Here is a 25,704-nt window from a genome sequence, read left to right as displayed (position 1 = left end):
GGTAGGATATATAATATCAAAATCATTAATTGGCAGGATAATATAAAAAAATAATGTATTAACAAAATTAATTAATAGGTAAGCAAGCAGGATCCACTTTATTAACAAGTTGATTATATTAATAAAGTGGGATCATTTAGGATTTTTTCAATTTTTTATCATCAACGATTAGCACAGGTGGCAAAGTAAATGAGAACTCACTCCCTTTACCAACTTGGCTAGTGACCACCAGCTGGCTGCTATGGTGCTGAACGGCATGTTTCACAATAGCCAACCCAAGCCCTGTTCCACCACCACCTTGACGTGAACGTGCTTTATCCACACGGTAAAAACGCTCTGTCAAACGTGGAAGATGCTCTGACGGGATCCCTGGCCCATTATCCTTCACACTAAATTGAGCACCAAGACTGGTTTTACGCCAATCCACACGAATTTTTGTGCCTTCAGGCGTATGGTTAATAGCGTTATACACTAAGTTCGCCACAGCACTGCGCAGTTGCTCCTCATTGCCATGTACTCGCAGTGATTCATCGATATTAAACTCAAATTGCTGGCGGCCCTGGCTTAAACTTAACGCTTCTTGCTCAATCATTTTGAGGATTACTGGAATGTTTACCTGCTCATCAAGGTTGATTTGCGGTGCAATTTCGATACGAGATAACTGCAAAAGCTGTTTAACCAAATTATCCATTCTATGAGCTTGCTCTTGCATCACATTCAGCGCTTTTTTATTGACGGCTGGCATACCTTCCTGGTCATCCATTACCTCAAGATATCCCTGAATAACGGTAAGTGGAGTACGTAGTTCGTGGCTAACGTTAGCAAAAAAATCCCTACGCGCTTTCTCCAACCGACGTTTTTCAGTGACATCTCGCGCCACCATCAGTAGTTGCCCTTCGGTATAAGGCAAGATACGAAACTCAACAATTTCCCCACTATTCAGCTCAATGGTTAATGCTTGGTCGTAGCTTTTGATTGAAAAATAACGACTAAAATCAGGGTAGCGCAATAAATTGAAAATATGTTGGCCATTATCTTCTGGCCAGCGAAAGCCTAACAAAGCCTGAGCGTGGCGATTACACCAAAAAATATTGCCTTCAGTGGTCATCATCACAACGGCGTCGGGTAAGGATTCAGCGCCACTACGAAAACGTTTAATCAACTGCCCTAATTCGCGGCGACGTTTACGATTACGCTGCTGCATCTGGTATATACCGTAAAATATCGGCTCCCATCCTCCTCGCCCCTCGGGTGGTAACATACTTTTATCCAACCAAAGCCAATAAGATAGTTTTAGCAGGTTATATGCATGCCACACTAAGGCTGCCAGTAACGAAACCACCAACAGCCAAGGCAAATGCCCGATAAAAATGGACAAAATCAGCGCTGGCAAGATAAATAAAAACAGCCCCCAAACCAGCTGTTTAATCGATAAGCGTTCAAGCACGCATGTCTCTCCCTAGTTTGTCGTTAATAACGAACAGAGAAACGGTAACCCGTACCGCGTACTGTTTGCACCATTTTATCATGACCTTCAGTTTCTAGCGCTTTTCTTAAACGCCGAATGTGCACATCCACCGTTCTATCTTCGACGTAAACATTCGCGCCCCACACATAATTCAAGAGCTGCTCACGGCTGTATACACGCTCAGGGTGAGTCATAAAGAAATGCAGAAGCTTATATTCCGTTGGCCCCATATCAATCGGGGTGTCATTACTCGTCACACGGTGGGAGGTTGGGTCTAACGTTAACCCATTCATTTCGATGATATCTTCTGTCGACATCGGAGAGATCCGACGGAGAATAGCTTTAACGCGAGCAATTAACTCTTTCGGGGAAAACGGCTTAATCAAATAATCATCAGCGCCGACTTCAAGCCCTTTCACACGATCTTCTTCTTCCCCGCGTGCTGTTAACATCATCACGGGAACATCACGCGTCGCGCTATCGCGCTTCATATGTTTAATCACTTGGAGACCTGAACCACCAGGGATCATCCAATCCAATAAAACCAAATCAGGGAGAGGATCAACTAACTGTGCAATTGCGCTGTCATAATCATCAGCTTCAATTGGCTGAAAACCATTCTGTTCTAATACAAAACAAACCATTTCTCGGATGGGCGCTTCATCTTCAACCACTAGAATGCGTCTTGCCATGATTGTTCCTGTAAATAAGAAGACATTGTTAATGTGAACGCATTATGCGTCACTTTTATGACAGAATTATGAATGTCTATTCGCAAATCAAATATTTCTCCTTATATTAGCGGGTAAATGTCATCTAAGTGAAATAATTCCGCCATAACACGAGAAAAACACGAGGTTTTGATAGGATCAGGTATACTGGATAGCAGTAATTTATGCCCTTTATCAAAGACAGGAACGGATGGCTCATGCGCATTATTCATACCTCTGACTGGCATCTTGGCCAATACTTTTTTACCAAAAGCCGTGCGCCTGAGCACCAACACTTTTTAGATTGGTTAGTAAACCAAGTCGAAATTCATCACGTTGATGCCGTTATCGTAGCAGGGGACATTTTTGATACAGGGTCACCACCTAGTTATGCCCGCGAGTTATATAATAAATTTATTGTGGACTTGCAAAAAACGGGGTGCCAGTTGGTTATTTTGAGCGGTAACCACGATTCCGTCTCCGTTCTGAATGAATCGAGCGCATTATTAAGCTACCTCAATACCCAAGTGGTCACCTCTGGCAGTGAACCGAATGTTATTACTCTACACAATAAACAATCGCAACCCATTGGCCTCGTGTGTGCCATTCCTTTTTTACGCCCTCGGGATATTCAATTGAGTGTTGCAGGGCAAAGTATTGAAGAAAAACAGCTTTCGCTACAAACCGCTATTCATGACCATTACCTAGCCAGCTACCAATTTGCCCTCGAACAACGCGCAATGCTCGGCGTGGATATTCCAATTATTGCTACGGGGCATTTAACTGTCATTGGCGCGGAATTAACCGATTCCGTGCGTGATATTTATATTGGCACATTAGAAGCCTTCCCTTCAGGGGCGTTCCCCCCTGCGGATTATATTGCTCTTGGCCATATTCATCGCCCTCAAGTGATTGGTGGAAAACAACATATTCGCTATTGCGGATCCCCTATTGCCCTCAGTTTTGATGAAACCGCCCAACAAAAAAGTGTCTGTTTAGTTGAATTCACAGGCAGCGAATTAACCGAAATCACCCCGTTAGCGATCCCTATTTTTCAGCCCTTACAGACGATTAAAGGCTCATTAAAAGAAATAGAACAACAACTTAGCGTATGGCAAGATTACCAAGGTGAGAATGCAGTTTGGTTGGATATTGAGGTGGCCTCTCAAGATTATCTCGCGGATATTCAACAACGCATCGAAGCACTCACACAAAACCTTCCCGTTGAAGTCGTGTTACTGCGCCGTGCGAGAAAGCAAAAACAAGGGCAAAACCTTGCGTTGGCCAATGAAACCCTGAATGAACTTACAGTAGAAGAGGTTTTCTTACGCCGCCTTAGCGAAGAAACGCTAGAAGACCCTGAACGTGAACAGCGTCTAACCCAACTTTTCCAACAATCCTACGACGCATTACGCCAAGAGCAAGGGTAATTGATATGAAAATCTTAAGCTTACGCCTCAAAAATATTAATTCTCTCAAAGGTGAATGGAAAATCGACTTTACGCAAGAGCCGTTTGCCAGCCAGGGGCTATTTGCCATCACAGGCGCAACGGGTGCGGGGAAAACCACCTTATTGGATGCCATCTGCTTAGCGCTATATCATCGGACACCACGATTAGATTCAATTTCCGCAAGCCAAAACGAACTGATGACCCGCCACACCGGGGACTGCCTTTCAGAAGTGGAATTTGAAGTCAAAGGTGCGGCCTATCGCGCATTTTGGAGCCAACGCCGCGCAGGTAATAAACCAGATGGCAACTTGCAACCACCGAAAGCGGAACTTGCCCAAGTGGCTGATGGCAAAATCATTACCGTTAAGGTATCTGAAATTCGCGACCAAATAACCAAAATTACAGGGTTAGATTTTGGCCGCTTTACAAAATCCATCTTGCTATCGCAAGGGGACTTTGCCGCTTTCTTAAACGCTTCCGAAAAAGAACGCGCTGACCTACTTGAAGAAATTACAGGCACAGAAATTTATAGCCAAATCTCCAAATATATTTTTAACCAACACAAGCAAGCAAAAACAGATTTAGATCTCTTAAAAGCCAGAGCGCAAAGTATTAATTTACTTACGGAATCAGAACACCAAGAGCTGCTAGAACAGCAAAATACGTTACTGAAACACGAAACTGAAATAAAGCAAAAGCGTGCACAGCATCAACAGGAACTTAATTGGTGGCAACAACACAACCAGCTCACTGTGAGATTACAATCACTTGATAATGAACTAAAAAATGCCCAACTTGAATACCAAACGGCGCAACCACAACTGAAGAAACTATCGAATGGCGAACCTGCGGAGTCGCTACGCCCTCTTTGGCAAAATATTGAAAGTCTACAGAGGCAACTCACTGAATACACAGAACAACAACAGCAGTTACAACTCAATCTGGAAAAACAACAGGCCGAACGAACGCCGCTACAAGCCACACTCATTCAATCTCAGGATGAACACCGCAAACATATTGATTTTGTAAAACAACAAAACCAAATGATTGATGAAACAGTTCGCCCTCTCGATAACCAAATTTTGCAGTTAACGCAGCAACAACACGAATTAAAACAACAAATAGCTGAAAAAAAGGTAACTTTTGAACAAAAACAACAGTGGATAAATGAGACACAAGGCCAGATTCAACAGGCAACCCATCAACTTAACGAGTTGAACATATTTCTAAATGAAAAACAAAAAGATGCAGATATCAACGCGCAAATAGGCAGTTGGAAACAGCAAGGGCGTTTTATTTTTGAATTAGGAGATCAGCTCAATACCTTATTACAGAAACAAAAGAAACTCTCAAAAGAAATTGAACAACTGCAAGTGGATAAACAAAAACGCACAGAAGAATTAACACAAACTACGTCCACCTTAGAAAAACACACACTCGCGTTTAAAAGACAAGAACAACAATACAAAGCCGACCAAGAAAAATACGATATTTATGCAGTTAATCAACAGATTGAGCAACTGCAAACGCGTTTACAGCATGCCAAATTATTACCGTTAATGCTGTCCCAATACCTGAGTGCGCAAGCCCAATTACAGCAACACAATCAGCAACATGCTGATTTACAGCAACAGAGCAGCCAAACACAAAAAGAACGCGAACTGACTGAGTCTCAAATCAATGAGTTGGCACCTCGCATCAAACTAACCAATGAAAAGTACCAATTAGAACAGAAAATTGTCAGTTTAGAGCAAGAACGTCAACAACTCGTTTCAGGAAAACCGTGCCCACTATGTGGCTCCACGCAACATCCAGCGGTACAAACATACCAATCCATTCACCTGAGCGAAACACAACAGCAACTCATTCACTTAACTGAGCAGCTTGACCACCTTAAACAACAACAAACTAAGTTATCCACGCTATCCGAAACACAGCAGCTACGCCAAAAAGAGCAAGCACAACAATTGCAGCAAACCACTGCTCACCTAGATAGCTTGGTTCACAACTGGAAAAAAACATGTGAGCAAGCACTTACACCTGAATTAGCACTGAACGAGCAGGCTGTGAGTGCCTTTATCAATGAGCTAACTGCTAAACTAACACAACAACAAAAAATCACCCATGAATTCATGACATTAGAGCGTGAATATCAGCAAGCTAAGCAGTTGCAGCACGACCAGCAAACGTATTTAACTCAACAACAAGCAGGCCTTTCACTCATTGAAGAGCGATTAAAATATCAAACCCAATTATTTGATGAATCGCAGAGAGAACTGGCTCAATTACAGCAACGAAAAAATGAACAAACTGAGCAATTTCAAACAGCTTTAGTCCATTTTGATCTGAACTTACCAGAAAGTGAAAACTTTGATAAATGGTTGAGTGATATCACTCAACGTGGTGAGTTTTACAATACTCAAAAAATCACCGCGCAGGCTCTAAACCAAAAAATTGAGGTCACAAGCGCCACACTTAAATCTGAATCCGACCAATTAAAGCAACTCAATCAGCAAATTGAAAAAGAAGAAACTCAATTTAAACAAGCTAATATAGTCCTTCAGCAAAAAAACGCTGAGCGCAAAACACAACTTTCAGGACTACCTATACCTCTATTTATCCAACAGATGAATACTCAACAAGAGGCACTTTCGTTAGCTCAAGAACAACTTAGTCAACAGCTAAATGAAGTTGATAAAAATATTGCCTCACTTAATGGTCGCTTGCAGGAGATTATCAAGACACTCAATAAAGCCAAATTCGAACATCAACAAGCGCAAGAGCAATTTAATGATGCACTGGCAAAAAGCCCATTTAGCACGCAACAAACCTTCCTTGAGGCATTGTTAAACCTTGAAGAAAAACAACAGTTAGAAGCGTTAAAGCAACGAGTCAGCCAAACGCTATTGCAAAGTGAGACCCGCCATCAAGAAGGCATGCAAGCACTCGAAGCCCTTAGTCAGCAACGTTCCACAGATTTTTCGTCACTTTCTGAGGCACAATTAAACGACATTATCACAACCCTCGATGAGGAAATTAAACAATATAATCAACAACAAGGGCGCATTATTAATCGCTTAGATACCGATAGACAACAACGCCACCAGCAACAAGATTTACTGCAAGAAATAGAAAAAAGCCAACTCAGTTACGATGATTGGAGTTATTTAAATGCACTCATTGGTTCCGCTGAAGGGGATAAATTCCGCCGCTATGCACAAGGCCTAACGCTTGATTGTTTGGTAACGTTAGCCAACCAACAACTCGATAAGCTCCATGGCCGCTATATATTGCAACGTAGCCACCAAGCTAACTTAGAGTTACAAGTTATCGATAGCTGGCAGGCTGATTCTGTCAGAGATATCAAAACGTTATCTGGGGGGGAAAGCTTTCTTGTTAGTTTAGCATTAGCACTGGCACTTTCAGACATGGTCAGCAACCGCACACAATTAGAGTCACTATTTCTAGATGAAGGATTTGGTACTTTGGATGCCGAAACGCTAGATATTGCCCTTGATGCTCTTGAAAGTCTGAATGCTTCAGGGAAAATGATTGGCGTTATTAGTCATGTAGAAGCGATGAAAGAGCGTATTCCAGTACAGATAAATGTGAAAAAAGCCAATGGCCTTGGTTTTAGCGAGCTACCATCTCAATATCGGTTAAATTAGTCAAGAAAATGGAGAGGAGCAAACCTATTCCTCTCCATAATATTTAATCGCTTAGATGGCGTCTAATGCTTGCTCTAATGCATGTTTTAGGTCATTTACATTCTCGATACCAATAGATAAACGCACTAAGTTATCACTAATCCCAATTTTCTCACGTACTGCTTGTGCAACACCTGAGTGCGTTGTTGAAGCAGGGTGGCTTGCCAATGATTCCGTTCCCCCCAAGCTCACTGCTAGTTTAAAAATCGCGAGATTATCTAAAAAACGGAACGCATCAGCTTCATCTTTTCCAACATTAATGGAGAACGTTGAACCTGCACCACTACATTGTTTCTGATAAACGTGGTATTCAACACTGCCTTTCGGAAAAAATGCAGGGAAATGCACTTTGCTCACTTTCGGGTGCTGATATAAAAATTCAGCCAGCGTTTGTGCACTGTTATTTGCCCTCTCCATCCGCAATTGCAGCGTTTCCAAAGAACGCCCTAACATCCAGCTTGAATGCGGGTCTAATTGCGTTCCGATGGCATTACGTTGCGCTTTGACTTTTTTCACCAGTTCATGACTACCTGCAACAGCCCCTGCAACAAGGTCAGAATGTCCACCCACATATTTAGTTAGTGAGTACACACTTAAATCCGCACCTAATGCGAGAGGTTTTTGAAATACAGGGCCCAACAACGTATTGTCACAAATCAATAGTGGGGCTTCTCCACCTTGTTTTTGACCAATTAGTTTCGCTGCTTGGCTCAATAACTCAATATCAACCACTGTATTTAGCGGGTTTGATGGCGTTTCAATATAAATGGCCGCAATCTTTTGGCCTTGCTCAATACTATTTGCCACGTCTAAAACAGCGTTTAAATCACAGCCATTTTGAAAAGGCACTGATGTAATACCAAACCGCTTTAACGTATTGAGAAACAAAGTTTCTGTTCCACCATAGAGTGGTTGTGAATGCAGTAATACATCTCCAGGTTGTAACACCGCCATCAAACAAGTGGTAATCGCTGACATACCGGATGAAAATAAAGCGGCACTTTGTGCCCCTTCATACAACGCTAACCGGTCCTCAACAATTTCACTGTTGGGGTGATTAAATCGTGAATAGACGAGCCCTTGCTTCTGGTGACTAGGCGCTTGTGTGCGCCCACTAACCAAATTAAAGAAATCTTTTCCTTCCTGAGCCGTTTTAAATACAAACGTTGACGTCAGAAAAACGGGAGGCTTAATCGACCCTTCTGAAAGCTGCGGGTCATACCCATAACTCATCATTAAGGTTTCAGGCGATAATGCCCTTCCATTTAAGTCTTTTTTGTAACTTTGATCTGACATACTTAGCTCCAACTGATTTTCTTTTATCAATGTCAATTTGTTCTATTCGTTATAGGATATTACTGTTATTTATTATTTGCGCATATTCCGCAGGGTAAAATCTGCGTGTTACCGCTAAATGTGAACGTAAACGGCCTTTAATCATATTTTTTCCTAAATTGGTAAATAAAGGGTTGAGAGGATCGCTATCAGGCCCTAAAGCTTGTTGTGCTAAATAACTTGGTAAGGTTAATAATGGCACTTCATCAGCAAAAATACTTGGTGTAATAAAGTAAGCGATGGAATAACGGGAATCACTGTTTTTCTTTCTCACAACTTGGTGCACGTTAGCTCGTAAATAACCGTTAGTTGCTAATTCAAACACTTCACCAATATTTACAACAAATGCATTTTCCAATGGCGCGACATCAATCCAGCCATTATCCGTTTCGACTTGTAGGCCGCCACTGTTGTCTTGCCACAATAAGGTTAAAATACCTGCATCTTTATGAGCACCAACACCTTGTTCTCCATCGTTATTATCTTCTCTCGCGGGATAGTGTATAAGCTTCAATAAATGCTGGGCAGGTTCAGCAATAATGTGCTCAAAGCTATTTTCAGGGAGATCTAAAGCAACCAAAAATGCTTTGATGAGCTTCACTGCAATGGCACGCATATCACTTTGCCATGCCAGCGCTTGCTGTTTCAGCTCGGGTAAGGCCTGAGGCCATTGGTTTGGTCCATGTAAGTTAAACCAAATTGGGTCATTTTCTGTCAGTTCGAGCGCGGGTAACTCTTCACCAATATCAATTTGTTCACGGTAATCAGGCTGATTTCGAGTGCTTTCTTCTGTTGACGCAGTGTAGCCGCGAAAATGGCGAGAATGCGCCATAGAAATCGTTTCTTTTTCTGCCTTTGGTAAGGCAAAAAATTGTTTTGTCGTGGTTAAGAGCTGCTCACGAGATTCTGGTGTAATGTTATGACCAACTAAATAAAAGAAACCGATTTCACGAGCGATAAAACGTAGCTTTTTATAAAAGTCATCTCTGGTTTCAGGATTATCAAGTTCATGTAAATCAATAATAGGCAATTGTGTTAAAGACATAATTAATCAACCTTTTAAATTATTTTTTAGATGGTGAAGAATTTTCACGTTTATTTTTAATATCTGATTAGATACCACAATAAATATTGCTAAAAATAATTTAAAACTATATCGATATAACAATTTCGAATGAGTTCATGTGTATTTTCTGTATATAACCAAAAGCTTAGAGTCTGAATAAAATATTATTTATAAAAAACTATTTTTGTTTGATTAGATATCACCAACAAAAATTATTAGAGATAATCGAATGAAAAAAATATCTGCATTATTATTAGCTTTGTCATTTTCTACGCTAACCGCTTGTTCACAAGAGGAAAGTTCAACCGATAAGCCAAATCAGCAAGAACAAACATCGCAAAAAATTATTATTGGCAGCCATGGAAGTGATGCTGATATATGGAAATTTATTGCGCAATCTCCAAGTGCGAAAGAAGCAAATTTAGATATTGATGTCAAAATCATTGATGATGGGATCACACTTAATGTGGCAACAATTGATGGGGACGTTGATGTCAATGCATTTCAATCATGGGGTTTTTTAAAAGACTTCAATAAAAACCATAATAATAAATTGGCCGCGATTTCCACCACTTATTTTGAACCAATGGGCATTTATTCGGTAAAACATAAAAACCTTGCAGATTTGCCTAAACAAGCCATTGTGGCTATCCCTAATGATGCAGCTAATCATATACGCGCACTAAAATTACTTGAAAAGGCTCAATTAATCACATTAAAACCTGATTTTAATCAAGCGACTGGATCGACTAATGATATTATTGCAAACCCAAAAGATTTGGTATTTAGACAAATAAAATATGCACATGGCCCAAGAGCTTTGCCTGATGTCGATATTGCCATTATCGGTAATACTGCAGCACAAGAAGGTGGACTTAATGTGTTAAAAGATTCTTTATTTAGAGAACAAAATGATGACACTATCAAGAACAATATTAATTTATTAGTCGTAAAATCGGATAATAAAGATGACCCTAAATTTGCTAAATTAGCACAGTTGTACCACACTGAAGCTGTCAGAAAATATATCATTGATAACTTTGGTGGAACCAAAATTGAAATTACCAAAGATGTCAGTGAACTCAATTAAGTAAAACTAGTTATCATTTTTGTCTAGCGGGATTACGCCCCCGCTAGACCCTTTATCTTGATACATCTTTCCCCCTTTAATATCCTCAATTTTTTTCTACCCATTTGATGCCCAATGTCCTATTTTAACTTGTCAAAAACTAAATACTGCAAAAAAATAAATTTAATATATTGAATTTATTACTTATTTATAAAAATAAATCTTAGCCTAAAATTTTGAACCTTACGGTTAAATTTTTTTTCTATGATTTTAACTTTCCCCCGTTATAGTAGTTACTATTGAAACGAACTGCGGCTTCTAAGATAGATTCTATAAAATGCCGTGCGCTAATGAAGATCTAGGAGACTAAAATGTCTAACGCATTTATCGAAATGATTAAAAATCGTCGTACTATTTATAACCTCGGCGATGCTTTACCTGTATCTGAAGAACACGTAACAAAATTAATTAAAGAAGCTGTAAAGCATTCACCATCGTCGTTTAATTCACAAACTTCGCGTGTGGTCATTCTGTTTGGCGCTGAACATAAGAAATTATGGAATATGACCAAAGAAGCTCTGCGTAAAATTGTGCCAGATCAGGCTTTTGCCGCTACAGAACAAAAAATTGATAGTTTTGCAGCGGGTGCAGGTTCTATCCTGTTTTTTGAAGACCAAGACATTGTAAAAGGTTTGCAAGAGCAATTCCCTTTATATGCAGATAACTTCCCAATTTGGTCAGAGCAAGCAAGTGGTATTGCACAATTCGCTGTGTGGACTGCGTTGTCTCAAGAAAATATCGGCGCATCATTACAACACTACAATCCATTAGTGGATAATGATGTACAAAAAACGTGGAACACACCTGCTAATTGGGTCTTACGTGCTCAAATGGTATTTGGTTCGATTAATGCGCCAGCAGGTGATAAAGCCTTTATGGATGACGATGTACGTTTCAAAGTTTTCAAATAAAATGAAACAGTAAGATTTTAAAATAAATGCCCTTATAAAACTATTTATAAGGGCATTTTATTTTCACCATTTATTAAATCCCCCACAAAATAAATCATCACTAACGATTACCTTAATAAAGAAAATAGAACACCAAATTACTTTTATATTTAAAATTTATTTAATGTAACAATAAATTCAAAAAACATATTTACCAATAAAATTTAACTTAAATAAAAAGATAATTTCACACCACCCTTCTTTGCTATTAATTCAAAAAAAACAATGATTAACGATCAATCGAATGATATAAGAATAAAATAAATTTTGATGTTTATCAATGAACTAAATCGCTCCAATACTAAAATCCAAATATATTTAGAAAATTTAGTTTGCATTACTAATAATTGAACTACACTAAAAGTGAAGGCAAAAAAACACTGTTCTCAGTGTTATTTAGGGGGTGGACTATGAAACGTTTATCTTTACTCACATCTGTAGTTGCTATAATCATTTCAAGTTGTTCTTTCACCTATGCTAGTAATAACTCATCAGGAGGGACAATCACATTCACTGGTTCTGTGTATGAACCACAATGTGCTATAAATGCGAATGACCAAGAACGTGTCAATGTTGTGTGCTACCGAAAAGGAAAAGACATTTCAATGACAGGCTCTTTAAAAAATGGCAAAAAAATAGAATCTGAGTATGTTAAAGTCGAATACGATAAGTTCAGTAAACTACCTATGTTGAATGTGTTTTATGAATAATTTATTAGGTGTCAAAAATCAATAACCGCTCGACGTGTTTCGATAGTTGTCAGTAAAATGCGCCGAGCGTTATTTATTTACCATCAAAATATCTTCCTACCCCATTTTTCTTATTTTATTAATATAAAAAAGCCCACCCAATAGGGCAGGCTCACTATAACGTTAATTAAAACGCTTACTTAGCCGTTAGATCCACTTGGTAGATAGCGAAACCAATGTCATCAGTACCCACTTTTTTCATTGGATACTGTGCATTTTCTTTAATAAAGTTAGCCGCTTTTTCACTTGGTGCAGTTTCAAAGCGAACATCCAGTTTTTTGTCTGTCTTAATTGGTGTAAATGACCAGTTGTTTGCCGCTTTCGTTGAAATTTCACCTTTTTCTTTAGACACTTTAGCAATATACGCGGCTAAAATTGAACGGTTTTCATCTGGAGAAGCAAATGCAATATTACTATCACCTGTACCTGCGAATTTACCACCGTAGCCACGATAGTTGTTGGTTGCCACTAAGAAAGTTGCTTTTGGATCAATCGGTTTACCTTGGTAAGTGACGTTTTTGATTCGGTTAGCATCTTTATTCACGGTTTGGCAATCAACATCATATTTCGCAGGCTGGGTCAGGTCGATTTGATAATCCACGCCACTTATTGTGTCGAAGTTATACGTTCTGAAACCGTTCCAGTTCAGCAAGCTTTGTGGCGCCGTTGATTGTGGGTCGATTTGGTTATACATACCCGCAGAACATTCTAGCCATTCAACCACATCCGCCCCCGTTGCTTTAACCACAACTAACGTGTTTGGATACAGGTAAAGATCCGCTGCATTACGGAACGTTAAATCACCTTTTTCGACTTCAATAAATTCAGTTGGTGAATTCTTACGACCACCCGCTTTAAACGGTGCGGCTGCTGCTAACACAGGTAAATCGGCCAGATCAGGGTCACCCTGAATGAAATTTTTGGTGTAATCGATTTGCGCATCATTGACAATTTGTACCGTTGGGTCACTTTGCACCAACGCTAAGAAGCTGTACATGTTTTCAGACGCTTTACCAATATGTTTACCGACAAACTTACGGGTATCTTCGTGCTCTTTTTCGATAATTTTCGCAAGGTCGCCATCACGTTCAACAAGGGCTTTTTTATTTGGTTTGTCATAAACAGGGCGAGCATGTGCTGTTGCATCAACCACTTTCCATGCACCATCGTCATTGCTAACCACTAAATCGACAACCCCTAAATGATCCCCCCATTGACCTGGCATAACAGCTGGAACACCATTGACAGTTCCTTTTGCAATGTCGACACCTTTGATATCGCTAAAGTCTTTGCTTGGGAACACACCATGTGAGTGACCAAACATAATGGCGTCAATTCCTGGGACTTCACTGAGGTAATACACGGAGTTTTCAGCCATTGCCTTGTAAGGCTCTTGAGAGAAACCTGAGTGAGGAATAGCAACAACTAAATCAGCGCCTTCTTTTTTCATTTGAGGCACAAATTTTTTCGCCGTTTCAGTAATGTCATTAACTAAAACTTTGCCTTCTAAGTTTGGTTTATCCCAAATAAGAATTTGAGGTGGAACAAAACCGATGTAACCCACTTTAATGGTATGCGTTTTCCCGTCTCTATCTTTAACTGGCGTATCAACAATAATGTATGGGTTGAAGTAGTTTTTACCTGTTTTTGCATCAATAATATTGGCATTGATATATGGGAATTTTGCCCCCTCAATGGCTTTATGCAAGAAATCTAATCCAAAGTTGAACTCATGGTTACCAAAGTTACCGACGGTGTAACCCATTGTATTCAGTAGTTTGTGCGCAGGGTGAGATTCGCCATCTTTTAGGCCTTCACCAACGATATAGTCAGCCAGTGGGCTACCTTGGATTAAGTCTCCGTTATCCACGAGTACAGCGTTTGTAGCTTCTTGTTTTGCCGCTTTAATTAAAGTCGCAGTACGAACATAACCAAATTGTTCTGTTGGTTTATCTTTATAATAGTCGAAGTCTACAAGGTTACTGTGAACGTCTGATGTTTCCATAACACGTAAATCAACCGTTGCCGCGTTCGCATTAAATGCGACTAACATAGCAAGTGTTGAGAGCTTCAATACTTTATTCATTTGATCCCCTTAGTTGCCTTTATTGAGAGAAAATTGCCTCTCGAATCCGTATACACACCTTATGCCATTGAGCAAATAACCAACAAAATGGCATTAAAATTTTACACAATGTGCATAACGTCAATTTTTAATGATAATACACTGCAAACAGTAACCATTTTTTGTGACTAAATCACGGTTTTCATCTTTTTATCGAGCCTGATTTTTATATCTGTCACAAAAATGAATTATTCATGACAAATTCACGCCAAATAACTGAAATTATTTTTTTAGTGTTTTGTGAATAATTTTCGTAGGAAAAAAAGAATTGTGATTGATATCACTTAGTATTGAGAAACTTATTTAACTTAAATTTTATGTTTTATAAATATACGTATTATTTAATTTTTAATTAATATAAATTTAATTTAAGCAATAAAAGATGATTATTTAAACATGAAAACTAACACTCTATTTCTTGTTAATTTTCATCACATCCACACTTTTTTCTAAATAATTCGAGTTGTGGCAAGGCGGCAAAATGAAGACATCCCTAGGAGCATACACAAGTATGTGACTAGGGTGGCTGAATGAAGCCAACGTAGTCACAGCTTGAAGTATGATGAAAAAATGAGTAGCCGAGTGCAGCTAACACCGCCACAACGTAAAACTCTATTTCTTGTTAATTTTCATCACATCCACGCTTTTTTCTAAATAATTCGAGTTGTGGCAAGGCGGCAAAATGAAGACATCCCTAGGAGCATACACAAGTATGTGACTAGGGTGGCTGAATGAAGCCAACGTAGTCACAGCTTGAAGTATGATGAAAAAATGAGTAGCCGAGTACAACTGACACCGCCACAACGTAAATTAGGACAAATAGAGAACCCTATTATTTTCTAACTAATTTTCGGTGTGGCTAGGCGGCAAAGGAGGCTAGCTCAGGGAGCATACACAAGTATGTGACCTGAGTAGCCGAGTGCAGCTAACACCGCCACAACGTAAATTAGGACGAAAATAGCCAAGCCGCGCCGCGTACCCCGCTCGAATCGCCATGCACCGCTTTACGAATGGGTGTATCACACTCACGCCCAAATACCCATGAGCGAATGCGTGTGGGTAGCTCTTCATAGAGGCTATCTACGTTACTCATTCCTCCCCCTAACACGATGACATCAGGGTCAAGCATATTGATCGCCTGCCCTAATGCTTTTGCTAGTCGATTCAAATAATTATCCATCGCAATTTTAGCAAATTTATCCCCTTCTTGGGCTAACTTAACAATGTCTAAACCTATTTTTGCCTCACCCGATAATTTAGCATAATCGGCCATAAAGCCTGTCCCAGAGACAAACAACTCTGTGCAGCCTGTTAAGCCACAATAGCAGTTTTCATTTGATAAGAACTGCCTGTCGCTATCATCTTGCCAGGGTAATGGATTGTGTCCCCATTCCCCTGCTACGCCATTGCCGCCTGAGTGTACTTGCCCATCAAGTGCAATACCTGCGCCACACCCCGTCCCAATGATCACGGCAAAGACCACTTTTGCCCCCGCACCTGCGCCATCAACCGCTTCGGATACCGCTAAACAATTCGCATCATTCGCGACTTTAACTTCACGCCCTAATAATTTTCCTAAATCGGCATCAAAAAACTGGCCATTCAGCCATGTTGAATTGGCATTTTTCACTTTTCCAGTCACAGGAGATAAGGTGCCTGGAATTCCAACTCCCACACTTCCTGTTTGCCCAGTTGCCGTTTCCGCATCATTTACCAAACCGACAATAGCGCTGAGTGTTGCAGGATAGTCGCCTTTTGGTGTTGAAACACGCTTACGAAATAAGGTTTCACCATCATCATCTAATGCAATCACTTCAATTTTCGTGCCACCTAGGTCAATTCCTATTCTCATTGCGCAGCTCTCTTTGATTTTCTTGTTTATCTTCACCATCATGACCTGTCTAGGATGCTTTTTTCAAGTATAAGAGATAAAAACTGAAGGATTGCTTAACTTCCTTAATAGGACCTTAGGCCAAATATATTTTTTTCGCTTAATAACCGACAATTCGTTATCATAGGCCCTGCTCTAACTGGCTATTTATCAACAAAGGTAGGTTTTTCATGTGGTTCAAGAATATATTGGTCTATCGCCTGAATCGAGATTTGGCACTCTCTGCAGACGATCTGGAAAAACAACTTGCCGCACTTGCCTATCACCCTTGCGGCAGCCAAGACATGATGCAAACAGGTTGGGTCGCGCCGATGAATGGTGCAGATGCCTTAACCCACGCTGCAGGTAACCAAATTCTGATTTGTGCTAAAAAAGAAGAAAAAATGCTGCCATCTCCTGTCATTAAACAAGAAGTACAGGACAAAATAGAGAAACTCGAAGCAGACCAAGGCCGAAAACTCAAAAAAACTGAAAAAGATGCCTTAAAAGACGAAGTCGTTCACACCTTACTACCTCGTGCATTCAGTAAATTTAGCAAAACCTATATTTGGATTGATACCGTCAATCAACTCATTATTGTCGATGCAGCAAGTGCGAAACGCGCTGAAGATAACTTAGCCTTATTACGTAAAAGTTTAGGCTCTCTTCCTGTTGTTCCTCTTACATTTAAAGACCCAATTGAACTCACACTCACCGAATGGATCCGTTCAGGCTCACTCCCTCAAGGCTTTGCTGTGATGGATGAAGCTGAGCTAAAAGCTATCTTAGAAGAAGGCGGAATTATTCGCTGTAAGAAGCAAGATCTGATCTCTGATGAAATTGCGACACATATCGAGGCAGGTAAACTCGTCACGAAGCTCGCTTTAGATTGGGAAGAGCGCATTCAATTTATGTTATCTGATGATGGTTCGCTAAAAAGACTTAAATTCAGTGATACATTGAAAGACCAAAATGACGACATCGGCAAAGAAGATTACGCACAAAAATTTGATGCGGATTATGTTCTAATGACAAGCGAACTGAGCGCCTTAATCGCTCGCTTGATTGATGTTCTGGGCGGTGAAGCAGAACACTAACCCTTCTTAAATTTTCTTTCTTATCTCACGATGGCAACGCACTAAAAAGTAAGTTGCCATTTCTTTTTAGACTCCGCTTGCATAGCCACAATTAAGTCATTGACTGGTTGTGAAATCTCTGGTTGATTAAATTACAACCCTGTAACAAATTTACTTTAGTTTCAAATTTGTTAAATAAAAATAATAAATATCAGCCTCCATTATTGGAATTATGGTCAATATTCTATCGAAGGAATAGTCATGAAAGAGCTTATCGAACCTGAAGTGGATGAAAATTCATTAGTTACCTTACAAAAAATCACTGCGGACAATTTCTCAGAAATTTGCCTACTTAGCCACACACTGAGTGAAGCACAACGTAATATGGTTGCTGATAATGCTTACTCAATGGTTGAGGCACAGTTTTCAGACTGTGCCTGGTACAGAGGGATTTATGCGGATGATACCCCCGTTGGATTTATCATGCTGCACTCTGGTTTAGATGATGACGAGCTCGAATATGATGGCATCATGCTCTGGCGCTTCATGATAGCGGAGCCTTACCAAAAATTAGGCTTTGGTCGCGAAGCATTAATCCAAGTAATACGTTATCTAAAAAAGAAAGGTTATCCACGCCTTTATAATAGCTGTGGTGAAGGGGAAGAAAGCCCATTTGAGTTTTATAAAAAACTGGGGTTTATTCCAACTGGCGGATACATCGATGATGAATGTGAGCTGGTGTTAGATATTGCTAGCTGGCAGGACGAATAACCACCACTAATTTAAAATATGAATGCATTGCATCATGATAATCACTGCATTGCTCTAAATAGTCATGAGGTGGCAAGACGGCGAGTGAGGATACGCGGAGCATACACAAGTATGTGACTAACGAAGCCAACAAAGCCACCACTTGAAATATGGGGAGCAATCATAGGGAAGTGACTAGAGCCTGTGAGCGCAGTCAACAACGCGGCGGCAAGAATTCATCACGTCAATCAACGAATGATATGGCCTATCATACCGCTAAGATACCCTAAATAATTAGTGTTGCAGCTAGGCGACAACCGAACAGGCTCTAGGAGCATACTAAAGTATGTGACTAGAGCCTGTGAGTGCAGTCAACAACGCGGCGGCGCAAAGTATGACGGGTATCTCGGGTATCCGTTATTTTTGGATTAAATAACGTATCGTCGGCCCATCTTGCTGGATATCCAAAACCGTATAGCCGTAGTTTTTTGCATCTAACGGAATATTATTAATGGATTGTGGGCAATCGCTTACCACTTCTAATATTTCGCCACTTTTTAGTGATGGCATCGCTTCTAATGTTGCGACTGCAGGGTATGGGCAAGGTTCCCCGACCATATCTAAACGATAATCAGGGATAATTTCTTTCTTACTCATATTGCCTCCGCTGATGTTTGCTGTGATTTTTGTGTACGCTTACGGAAAAAGTGCTTCTCCCAGACTAACATCAGCACAAAAGCCACTGCCAATAATGCATACGTCACCAACAGACCACCTTGTGGCCCAAAGGTCTCTAATAAATTCACTTTGTCAAAATCGGTCGCTAACCAAGGGCCTAAATCATCCCAATAATAAGCGAGGATAGTGGCACCAATAATATTACCAAAACCAACCCACCAATAGTGAACCTGGCCTTCCACTGCTCGGTACATCCAACCTGTTTCACAGCCACCCGCTAGGACAATACCAAAACCAAATAGTAAGCCGCCAATCACTGCATTTGGGCCTGCCCATAAAATTTTAGGTGTAGCCCCCAATTGAACATAGCTAAAGATACCAATCGCACTGACAGCCATCCCAATAATAATGGCTTTAGCCATATGGGTTCGACCGGTGATCCATAAATCACGAAAAGCAGAAGTAAAACAAATTTGAGCTCGTTCAATTAATAAGCCGAAGCCAATTCCACAAAGGATAGCAAAACCCATCACTGGAGAGTCAAGCAAGGTATAAAAACCCCACGCCAATGCTAAGGTAAAAATAATCATCCCTAACTTAAAGCGTCGTTTCGCCACATCATGATTTTGCGTTAATGGTGATGCCGCACTGACTTTTTTCAGTTTGACTGGGATCCTAAACATCGGCATCAATGTAAACTTAGCGCCAAAATATGACCCTGCCGCAGTCGCAACAGCGAAATACCATGCGTGTAGAGAAAACTGAGGGATCCCAGTAAAGAATGCTGCCAAATTACATCCCATCGCTAAACGCGCACCAAATCCAGCAATAATACCACCAAGAATAGCTTGGAAAATGCGAATACGATGCTGTGGCATTCGTAATTTAATATTATTGGCCCAAAGCGCTGCGGCAAAACACCCCGCAAACATACCAATAATCATGACGCCATCGATACGATCAAGTGGTGATCCTTCAAAGCCAATGACTTTGAAATAACCCCACGTTTCTGGATGAGCGCCAAAGAGTTGCATAATGTGTCCACCCCAGCGAGTGAACTCACCCGTAACGGCCCAAAATGTACCCGTTAAGCCAAAGTAGTAAGTTGATAAAATACCTGCGGCAATCACTGCGGGCAAAGGTTTCCAAAAACCGATGAGATAGTGAGATTTGAAATCAGACCAAGTCATTGTTACATCCAATTTATTCACGCCAGATCCTGGCAGAGAAGTTCGCCGTTGTATAATTATCTTTATAATCTGTTATATCGATACCCCACAGCGAAGTGAAAATATCATACGCGGATATTTCTTTTCGTGAAGTTCTTTTATCAAAAAATAGGGAAAAGATTGATTTTCTGCATTATTAAGGGACATTTGGTGCTAGATTGGCGGTTATTCCATTCTGATTATGTTATTGGTGCGAAAAAATACACATTTATTATACGATAAAATATTGAGTAAAAAAAAAGCGTTACCTTAAAGGTAACGCTGGAAATGTAGTCTTATTTTATCTATAGAGGAGTATAATATGAAATTGCCATTTCTGGCTTCGCTTGCTATGCGTAGTCTGTAGTCAGCCCATTTGACTCCAGTAATAACATTCATGTTGACTCAAAAATATAATGTTCTACCTGAGTTACCCAATTAAGTAGTTATATCTACTTTTAATATAAAGCCTAAAATCTTGCTAATCTAAATTATTTTTAAAATTAGCATGGCTTGATTATTTCCCTAGCTCGAGTAAATTTCAAAAATAAATAACTTGGTATAATAAAATATTTAAAAGTGTTTCCAAATGTTATTGATTGTATTATAGCCTAACACTTAGGTTGCGCAAGTGTTTTTTTGTTTAACTTAAGAAGTCATCTAAATTTAATTAAATGTAAAAATATCAAACAGTTAAAGAAATCAAGCAACATAAAACGCCTATTGTTAAGATATTACAATCTATTTACATATATACATATTTACTATTCATTCACTATTTACTTTATATTTAAATTAAATATATTTATATTATTTTAAATATAAAGTGCTGATGTAAATATATTCAAAATAAATACTCGATTCTAATTTCATAAAAAATATTTACATAATCATTATCTTTCTTCGAAGTAAAAATAATCCTTTTTTTATTTACATCCATATACCTATTCTATCAAAACTAAATTTCCCCATAAAAAACAATCATTTTATCTAAATTTTAATTTTTTAATTTACCCATGTGATTTATGTGGTTTAATTATTATATTGATAAAATAGTCATTATTAATAAAACCATTCAAATATAATGGTTTATTTTTTGTTATGTTTTGTTGGTTTAATCACATTGAAAGTAGTCAAATACACCCTATTTCAGACTACACTAAGCTACATTTTCAATGAAAAACCGCATTAAAAAAAGAAGCTCAGCTTATAATTGAGTCAAAAATGTCACGTTGAAATACGGTTTCATTCAATTACCTTATCTGAAGCCAGATAAAAAATATCGAATATTCATCAATTATTTTAATATACTTCTTGTTTTATCACTTTATCTTAGCGCTAAATACCCCATAAGAGAGTATTTTACATGCGACTAAGGCTCTGTCCTCTCAATCAAACACAAATAAAACGCGTGAATATAGGATAAAAATCTTTTAATCATGATTTAATCATACAAATAAATATGACATTACACAGAATAATTAGCATTCGATAGAAAAATCAGGCAGCTATACACTCGCTTTGATGCACTTTTGTTTGATTCATAAAAAACGCGCTTTATCCTTAAAGATAAAACGCGTGATAACAGCTGATATCGTTGATATTGACTATTTAGACGAAGTAGCTTCCATTCCAACTAAGCCAATTTTTAGATAACCCGACTGGCGTAATGCATTCATCACATCCATCATCGTTTCATAATCAACACTTTTATCTGCTTGGAAGAAGATCGTTGTTTCTTTATTTGAACTTGTTGCTTGGTCAAGTGTTGCAGAAAGCTGTTCTTTTGATACAGCTTGGTCGCCAATAAATAACTGGCTATCCGCTTTAACTGTTAAGAACACAGGTTTTTCTGGCCGTGGCTGCGGCTTCGCGGTTGAAGCAGGTAAGTCAACTTTAATATCTACAGTTGCCAAGGGAGCCGCGACCATGAAGATAATTAATAAAACCAACATCACATCGATAAACGGTGTTACGTTAATTTCATGCATTTCACCGCTATCATCTTGTTCGTCACCTAAACGCATTGCCATAATAATTACCTTGCTTTGCTATTTGCCAGATCAAGATCACGCCCTAATAATAATGCAGACTGTGCAGCCACATCCCCTACCTGACCACGGTAGTTATTAATCATTCTGGCGAAAATGTTATAAATTACCACTGCTGGGATCGCAGCGATAAGACCAATTGCCGTTGCAAGAAGTGCCTCTGCGATACCAGGCGCAACCACTGCTAAGTTAGTGGTTTGTGAATGAGCGATCCCGATAAAGCTATTCATGATGCCCCATACCGTTCCAAACAAACCAACAAAAGGAGAGATAGCACCAATAGTCGCTAAGTAACCATTACCACGGCCCATATATCGGCTGATTGCAGCAACGGCCCTTTCAAGGCGGAATGACGTCCGCTCTTTCGTACCAGACAGGTCGGTACTATTTGCCGATAACGCTCTTTCTGTTACTGCTTCATTAAGCAGCATTCGTGTAATACTATTTCCTTTGAAACCTTCAGCAATTTTCACGGCTTCATCAAGGGATTTCACTTCTGCGATCGCTTTCGCTTCGTCTTTTAAACGACGACGAGCAACTAAAATTTCGAGGCCTTTAGAGAAGAAGAGTGCCCATGTAATGACTGATGCAATAACCAAACCTATCATCACCGTCTTCACGACATTATCCGCATTTTGGTACATGCCCCAAACAGATAAATCCTGATCAAAACCCCCTGTTGGCGCCTCTGTCGCAATTTCGATATTTTCATTCACAACAGCAGTATTGACTGCAGGCTCAGAAGATACGGGAGCAACTTCACCATTTGGTGCTGTAATTGGCGCCGCAGGATTTGCAGCAGGTGTCGATGATGTATTTTGAGACGCAGCTGGTGTTGTTGCTGGTGTGGTTTCAGCGACCGCCGTCCCCATCAAGCCGAACGCCAATAGAATAGAAGCTGTTAGTTTACGCATCAGTTGGCCTTTACTCTCTTTTTAGTGTTGTATAAAAAAATTCATATCGATGATTGTGCCATTCATCGACTAACCTTTAAAAGCGAAATTTAACTCGCGCTGTTCGTCTCTTTTCAAAAAGACGGTGCTGATGATATCAAAGACAGCGCGAATTGATAGTAATTATCATTAGTATTCACAAATTTTTTTATATTTTTTGTTCTCAAACAATGAAGTCCACGCCTATTACACGGGTATTGCTTGTTTATTCTTATTAATGCAATAAATGTATTCAATGGACAAATATACTCCCCCCTTCTTCTATACCAATACGATTTATTGAACTTTGTAATACTGAAGAAAACTCAAGTTACATTTCCCCACGAATGCATTAACGTCATAGTATCCACGCCTCTGGATAGGCTAAATTTGAAACCATAAAGGAAAGATCATGGCAAACACCAAACCAGAAACCCAATTAGTGCACATTGGTCGGAACCCTAAATTCACACAAAAAGGTGTAAATCCTGTCATTCAACGAGCATCTTCGATTATCTTTGACACGCTTGAAGAAAAACGTCATGCAACTCGGCATCGTGCGGATGGTGTGCTTTTTTATGGCCGCCGAGGCACACAAACCCATTTTGCTTTCCAAGAAGCCATGGCTGAATTAGAAGGTGGAGCAGGTTCTGTACTTTACCCATCAGGTGCTGCTGCCATCACCAATGCAATCTTATCCTTTATTTCTGCAGGAGAGCACATTTTAGTCACAGGCTCCGCTTATGACCCAACACAGAATTTTTGCGACCATATTTTAACCAAATTACAGGTTAAAACGACCTACTTTGACCCGCTCATTGGCGAAAAGATTACAGATTTGATTCAAGCGAATACGCGCATTGTCTTTTTAGAATCTCCAGGTTCAATTACCATGGAAGTCCACGATTTACCTGCTCTCGTTCAAGCTATACGTAACAAAGCACCTGAAATCATCATTATGATTGACAATACATGGGCAGCGGGTGTCCTGCTCAAACCTTTATTGTTCGATGTGGATATTTCAATACAATCCGCAACAAAATATATTAATGGGCATTCTGATGGCATGTTAGGAGTCGCAGTAGCAAATAAGCGCTGCATCGAAACTTTACGTGAAAATTCATATCTGCTTGGGCAAACCGCAGACCCCGATACCGTTTATATGGCTAATCGTGGTTTGCATACCCTCCCTACGCGCCTAAAACAGCATCAAGAAAACAGTATACAAGTAGCAAACTGGCTGCAAGAACGCCCCGAAGTCGAACAGGTTTTTCATCCAGCCCTGCCAACTTCGCCTGGTCATGAATTCTTTATTCGGGATTTTTCAGGGTGTAATGGCTTATTTTCTTTTCAACTTAAGTCACGCCTATCCACTGAACAGTTCGCTGCTTTTATCGAAAATTTAGCTCATTTTAAAATGGGGTATTCATGGGGTGGATTTGAATCGCTAATTTTAGGTTACCAAAAAGAAGATTTACTCAGCATGAGACAATATGATTTTCAATTGAACGAAGGGACTTTTTTCCGTGTTCACGTGGGGCTTGAACACCCACAAGATTTAATTGATGACCTACAATTGGCTTTTGAACGCATTTAAAATAAAAAATGAAAATTGCAGAAAACACTAAAATGTTTTCTGCAATTCATCGACTAATGAATGAATACCCCCAAACAAATCAAACCCAATCTTATTTTTTCCTGTAATATAAATAAGGAAATTCGCTTTTAGACAAATACAGGAATGATTATGGAAGTCCTACGCGAAATCGTACTAGCGCTTTGGGATCACGATTTCCTAAAACTCTCCAACCCCGAAGTACTTTGGGTTATTTATACCGTACTTTTTGTTGTTATTGTTTTGGAAAATGGGGTTCTTCCCGCCGCTTTTCTGCCTGGAGATACCTTGTTAATCCTTTCTGGCGCATTAATCGCCAAAGGAGTTTTGCACTTTGTCCCAACCATTTTATTGCTCGCCACAGCTGCGAGTTTGGGTTGTTGGTTAGGGTTTATGCAAGGTAGATGGCTCAGTGAAACGAAAACGGTCAAGCGTTGGCTAGCCCAAATTCCTGATGAGTATCATGCAAAAGCAAATAATATGTTTAATAAACAAGGTTTATACGCCTTACTTATTGGTCGTTTTTTAGCTTTTGTTCGTACATTATTACCTTTACTTGCAGGGCTCTCTGAATTAAGCCATCGCCGTTTTCAGTTTTTCAATTGGCTAAGCGGACTTTTGTGGGTAGGTATTATCGTTTCTTTAGGCTATGCCCTTAACCAAATCCCGTTTGTAAAAGAGCACGAGCAAGTGGTTATTAGCGCATTAATGATCATCCCTGTTATCTTATTAATTAGTGGATTAATTGGCTCTATTGTGATGTATTGGAAACACCGCAAGGCATTAAGTAGCAATAAATAACACAAATATCTATGGCCGCAATATTGCGGCCAC

Annotated in this window: 19 protein-coding genes; 9 read left to right on the top strand and 10 right to left on the bottom strand. The window is 39.6% G+C overall.

Annotated features, from left to right (window positions below):
- Positions 1 to 136 precede the first annotated feature (136 nt).
- Positions 137 to 1,447 (bottom strand): phosphate regulon sensor histidine kinase PhoR, encoded by a 1,311-nt coding sequence (gene phoR, locus ACE2AL_RS03355; protein WP_206084558.1) that lies wholly within the window; start codon positions 1,445 to 1,447, stop codon positions 137 to 139.
- Between the two features lie 23 nt (positions 1,448 to 1,470).
- Positions 1,471 to 2,160 carry a phosphate regulon transcriptional regulator PhoB gene (gene phoB, locus ACE2AL_RS03350; protein ID WP_206084557.1) on the bottom strand — a complete coding sequence of 230 codons (690 nt, stop codon included), beginning with the start codon at positions 2,158 to 2,160 and terminating at the stop codon, positions 1,471 to 1,473.
- Positions 2,161 to 2,396: 236 nt separating this feature from the next.
- On the opposite strand from phoB, the gene sbcD reads away from it, so the two are divergent.
- A complete protein-coding gene (gene sbcD / locus ACE2AL_RS03345) occupies positions 2,397 to 3,608 on the top strand; it encodes an exonuclease subunit SbcD (RefSeq protein ID WP_272574205.1) in 1,212 nt (403 codons plus the stop codon).
- A gap of 5 nt (positions 3,609 to 3,613) precedes the next feature.
- Complete coding sequence (locus ACE2AL_RS03340) at positions 3,614 to 7,297, top strand: AAA family ATPase (RefSeq protein ID WP_375083980.1); 3,684 nt, start codon at positions 3,614 to 3,616, stop codon at positions 7,295 to 7,297.
- A gap of 51 nt (positions 7,298 to 7,348) precedes the next feature.
- On the opposite strand, the gene ACE2AL_RS03335 is transcribed toward ACE2AL_RS03340, so the two are convergent.
- Both ACE2AL_RS03335 and ACE2AL_RS03330 read right to left on the bottom strand, forming a co-directional pair.
- On the bottom strand, positions 7,349 to 8,632 hold the full coding sequence (locus ACE2AL_RS03335; protein WP_272574203.1) for a cystathionine gamma-synthase family protein: 1,284 nt from the start codon (positions 8,630 to 8,632) through the stop codon (positions 7,349 to 7,351).
- Positions 8,633 to 8,681: 49 nt separating this feature from the next.
- Complete coding sequence (locus tag ACE2AL_RS03330) at positions 8,682 to 9,716, bottom strand: isopenicillin N synthase family dioxygenase (RefSeq protein ID WP_375083979.1); 1,035 nt, start codon at positions 9,714 to 9,716, stop codon at positions 8,682 to 8,684.
- Between the two features lie 250 nt (positions 9,717 to 9,966).
- Here ACE2AL_RS03330 and ACE2AL_RS03325 point away from each other — a divergent pair, with 250 nt between their 5' ends.
- The 3 genes from ACE2AL_RS03325 to ACE2AL_RS03315 all read left to right on the top strand — a co-directional run bounded on the left by ACE2AL_RS03325 (position 9,967) and on the right by ACE2AL_RS03315 (position 12,526).
- Positions 9,967 to 10,827 carry a MetQ/NlpA family ABC transporter substrate-binding protein gene (locus ACE2AL_RS03325; protein ID WP_272538978.1) on the top strand — a complete coding sequence of 287 codons (861 nt, stop codon included), beginning with the start codon at positions 9,967 to 9,969 and terminating at the stop codon, positions 10,825 to 10,827.
- 350 nt (positions 10,828 to 11,177) lie between these two features.
- Positions 11,178 to 11,777: a nitroreductase family protein gene (locus tag ACE2AL_RS03320; RefSeq protein WP_206084551.1), complete on the top strand. Its 600-nt coding sequence runs from the start codon at positions 11,178 to 11,180 to the stop codon at positions 11,775 to 11,777.
- A gap of 449 nt (positions 11,778 to 12,226) precedes the next feature.
- Positions 12,227 to 12,526, top strand: coding sequence for a type 1 fimbrial protein (locus tag ACE2AL_RS03315; RefSeq protein ID WP_206084550.1), 300 nt, complete (start codon positions 12,227 to 12,229; stop codon positions 12,524 to 12,526).
- Between the two features lie 175 nt (positions 12,527 to 12,701).
- Here ACE2AL_RS03315 and ACE2AL_RS03310 read toward each other — a convergent pair whose 3' ends face one another.
- Both ACE2AL_RS03310 and mak read right to left on the bottom strand, forming a co-directional pair.
- A complete protein-coding gene (locus ACE2AL_RS03310; RefSeq protein WP_206084549.1) occupies positions 12,702 to 14,651 on the bottom strand; it encodes a bifunctional 2',3'-cyclic-nucleotide 2'-phosphodiesterase/3'-nucleotidase in 1,950 nt (649 codons plus the stop codon).
- Between the two features lie 985 nt (positions 14,652 to 15,636).
- Entirely contained in the window at positions 15,637 to 16,542 is a 906-nt protein-coding gene (gene mak, locus ACE2AL_RS03305; protein WP_206084548.1) for a fructokinase, read from the bottom strand.
- A gap of 209 nt (positions 16,543 to 16,751) precedes the next feature.
- On the opposite strand from mak, the gene rdgC reads away from it, so the two are divergent.
- Positions 16,752 to 17,657: a recombination-associated protein RdgC gene (gene rdgC / locus ACE2AL_RS03300; protein ID WP_206084547.1), complete on the top strand. Its 906-nt coding sequence runs from the start codon at positions 16,752 to 16,754 to the stop codon at positions 17,655 to 17,657.
- A gap of 240 nt (positions 17,658 to 17,897) precedes the next feature.
- Positions 17,898 to 18,407 (top strand): GNAT family N-acetyltransferase, encoded by a 510-nt coding sequence (locus ACE2AL_RS03295; RefSeq protein WP_206084546.1) that lies wholly within the window; start codon positions 17,898 to 17,900, stop codon positions 18,405 to 18,407.
- Between the two features lie 396 nt (positions 18,408 to 18,803).
- Here the strand turns inward: ACE2AL_RS03295 and yedF are convergent, their stop codons facing one another.
- From yedF to exbB, 4 genes are all read right to left on the bottom strand, one after another.
- Positions 18,804 to 19,043: a sulfurtransferase-like selenium metabolism protein YedF gene (yedF, locus tag ACE2AL_RS03290; protein WP_206084545.1), complete on the bottom strand. Its 240-nt coding sequence runs from the start codon at positions 19,041 to 19,043 to the stop codon at positions 18,804 to 18,806.
- Entirely contained in the window at positions 19,040 to 20,254 is a 1,215-nt protein-coding gene (gene yedE / locus ACE2AL_RS03285) for a selenium metabolism membrane protein YedE/FdhT (RefSeq protein ID WP_206084790.1), read from the bottom strand. Before yedE ends, yedF begins: the two co-directional genes overlap by 4 nt.
- Before the next feature lie 1,625 nt (positions 20,255 to 21,879).
- A complete protein-coding gene (exbD, locus tag ACE2AL_RS03280) occupies positions 21,880 to 22,305 on the bottom strand; it encodes a TonB system transport protein ExbD (protein ID WP_206084544.1) in 426 nt (141 codons plus the stop codon).
- 5 nt (positions 22,306 to 22,310) lie between these two features.
- Entirely contained in the window at positions 22,311 to 23,237 is a 927-nt protein-coding gene (gene exbB / locus ACE2AL_RS03275) for a tonB-system energizer ExbB (RefSeq protein WP_206084543.1), read from the bottom strand.
- Positions 23,238 to 23,667: 430 nt separating this feature from the next.
- On the opposite strand from exbB, the gene metC reads away from it, so the two are divergent.
- Both metC and ACE2AL_RS03265 read left to right on the top strand, forming a co-directional pair.
- Positions 23,668 to 24,852: a cystathionine beta-lyase gene (metC, locus tag ACE2AL_RS03270; protein WP_375083978.1), complete on the top strand. Its 1,185-nt coding sequence runs from the start codon at positions 23,668 to 23,670 to the stop codon at positions 24,850 to 24,852.
- Positions 24,853 to 25,002: 150 nt separating this feature from the next.
- Positions 25,003 to 25,671 carry a DedA family protein gene (locus tag ACE2AL_RS03265; RefSeq protein ID WP_375083977.1) on the top strand — a complete coding sequence of 223 codons (669 nt, stop codon included), beginning with the start codon at positions 25,003 to 25,005 and terminating at the stop codon, positions 25,669 to 25,671.
- The last annotated feature ends 33 nt before the right edge of the window (positions 25,672 to 25,704 follow it).

It is taken from the genome of Providencia xihuensis (assembly GCF_041953405.1).
Taxonomy (GTDB): Bacteria; Pseudomonadota; Gammaproteobacteria; order Enterobacterales; family Enterobacteriaceae; genus Providencia; species Providencia vermicola.
The sequence above is the reverse complement of the archived record's forward strand: the minus strand, read 5'-3'. Positions and strand labels throughout refer to the sequence as shown.

Bases quoted from the DNA above. Each gene is read 5' to 3' on its own strand.
- sbcD (WP_272574205.1), top strand. From the start codon at position 2,397: ATGCGCATTATTCATACCTCTGACTGGCATCTTGGCCAATACTTTTTT.
- ACE2AL_RS03320 (WP_206084551.1), top strand. From the start codon at position 11,178: ATGTCTAACGCATTTATCGAAATGATTAAAAATCGTCGTACTATTTAT.
- ACE2AL_RS03340 (WP_375083980.1), top strand. From the start codon at position 3,614: ATGAAAATCTTAAGCTTACGCCTCAAAAATATTAATTCTCTCAAAGGT.
- ACE2AL_RS03315 (WP_206084550.1), top strand. From the start codon at position 12,227: ATGAAACGTTTATCTTTACTCACATCTGTAGTTGCTATAATCATTTCA.
- ACE2AL_RS03310 (WP_206084549.1), bottom strand. From the start codon at position 14,651: ATGAATAAAGTATTGAAGCTCTCAACACTTGCTATGTTAGTCGCATTT.
- exbB (WP_206084543.1), bottom strand. From the start codon at position 23,237: ATGCGTAAACTAACAGCTTCTATTCTATTGGCGTTCGGCTTGATGGGG.
- ACE2AL_RS03330 (WP_375083979.1), bottom strand. From the start codon at position 9,716: ATGTCTTTAACACAATTGCCTATTATTGATTTACATGAACTTGATAAT.
- ACE2AL_RS03295 (WP_206084546.1), top strand. From the start codon at position 17,898: ATGAAAGAGCTTATCGAACCTGAAGTGGATGAAAATTCATTAGTTACC.
- yedF (WP_206084545.1), bottom strand. From the start codon at position 19,043: ATGAGTAAGAAAGAAATTATCCCTGATTATCGTTTAGATATGGTCGGG.
- yedE (WP_206084790.1), bottom strand. From the start codon at position 20,254: ATGACTTGGTCTGATTTCAAATCTCACTATCTCATCGGTTTTTGGAAA.
- phoB (WP_206084557.1), bottom strand. From the start codon at position 2,160: ATGGCAAGACGCATTCTAGTGGTTGAAGATGAAGCGCCCATCCGAGAA.
- exbD (WP_206084544.1), bottom strand. From the start codon at position 22,305: ATGGCAATGCGTTTAGGTGACGAACAAGATGATAGCGGTGAAATGCAT.
- ACE2AL_RS03265 (WP_375083977.1), top strand. From the start codon at position 25,003: ATGGAAGTCCTACGCGAAATCGTACTAGCGCTTTGGGATCACGATTTC.
- rdgC (WP_206084547.1), top strand. From the start codon at position 16,752: ATGTGGTTCAAGAATATATTGGTCTATCGCCTGAATCGAGATTTGGCA.
- ACE2AL_RS03325 (WP_272538978.1), top strand. From the start codon at position 9,967: ATGAAAAAAATATCTGCATTATTATTAGCTTTGTCATTTTCTACGCTA.
- mak (WP_206084548.1), bottom strand. From the start codon at position 16,542: ATGAGAATAGGAATTGACCTAGGTGGCACGAAAATTGAAGTGATTGCA.
- ACE2AL_RS03335 (WP_272574203.1), bottom strand. From the start codon at position 8,632: ATGTCAGATCAAAGTTACAAAAAAGACTTAAATGGAAGGGCATTATCG.
- metC (WP_375083978.1), top strand. From the start codon at position 23,668: ATGGCAAACACCAAACCAGAAACCCAATTAGTGCACATTGGTCGGAAC.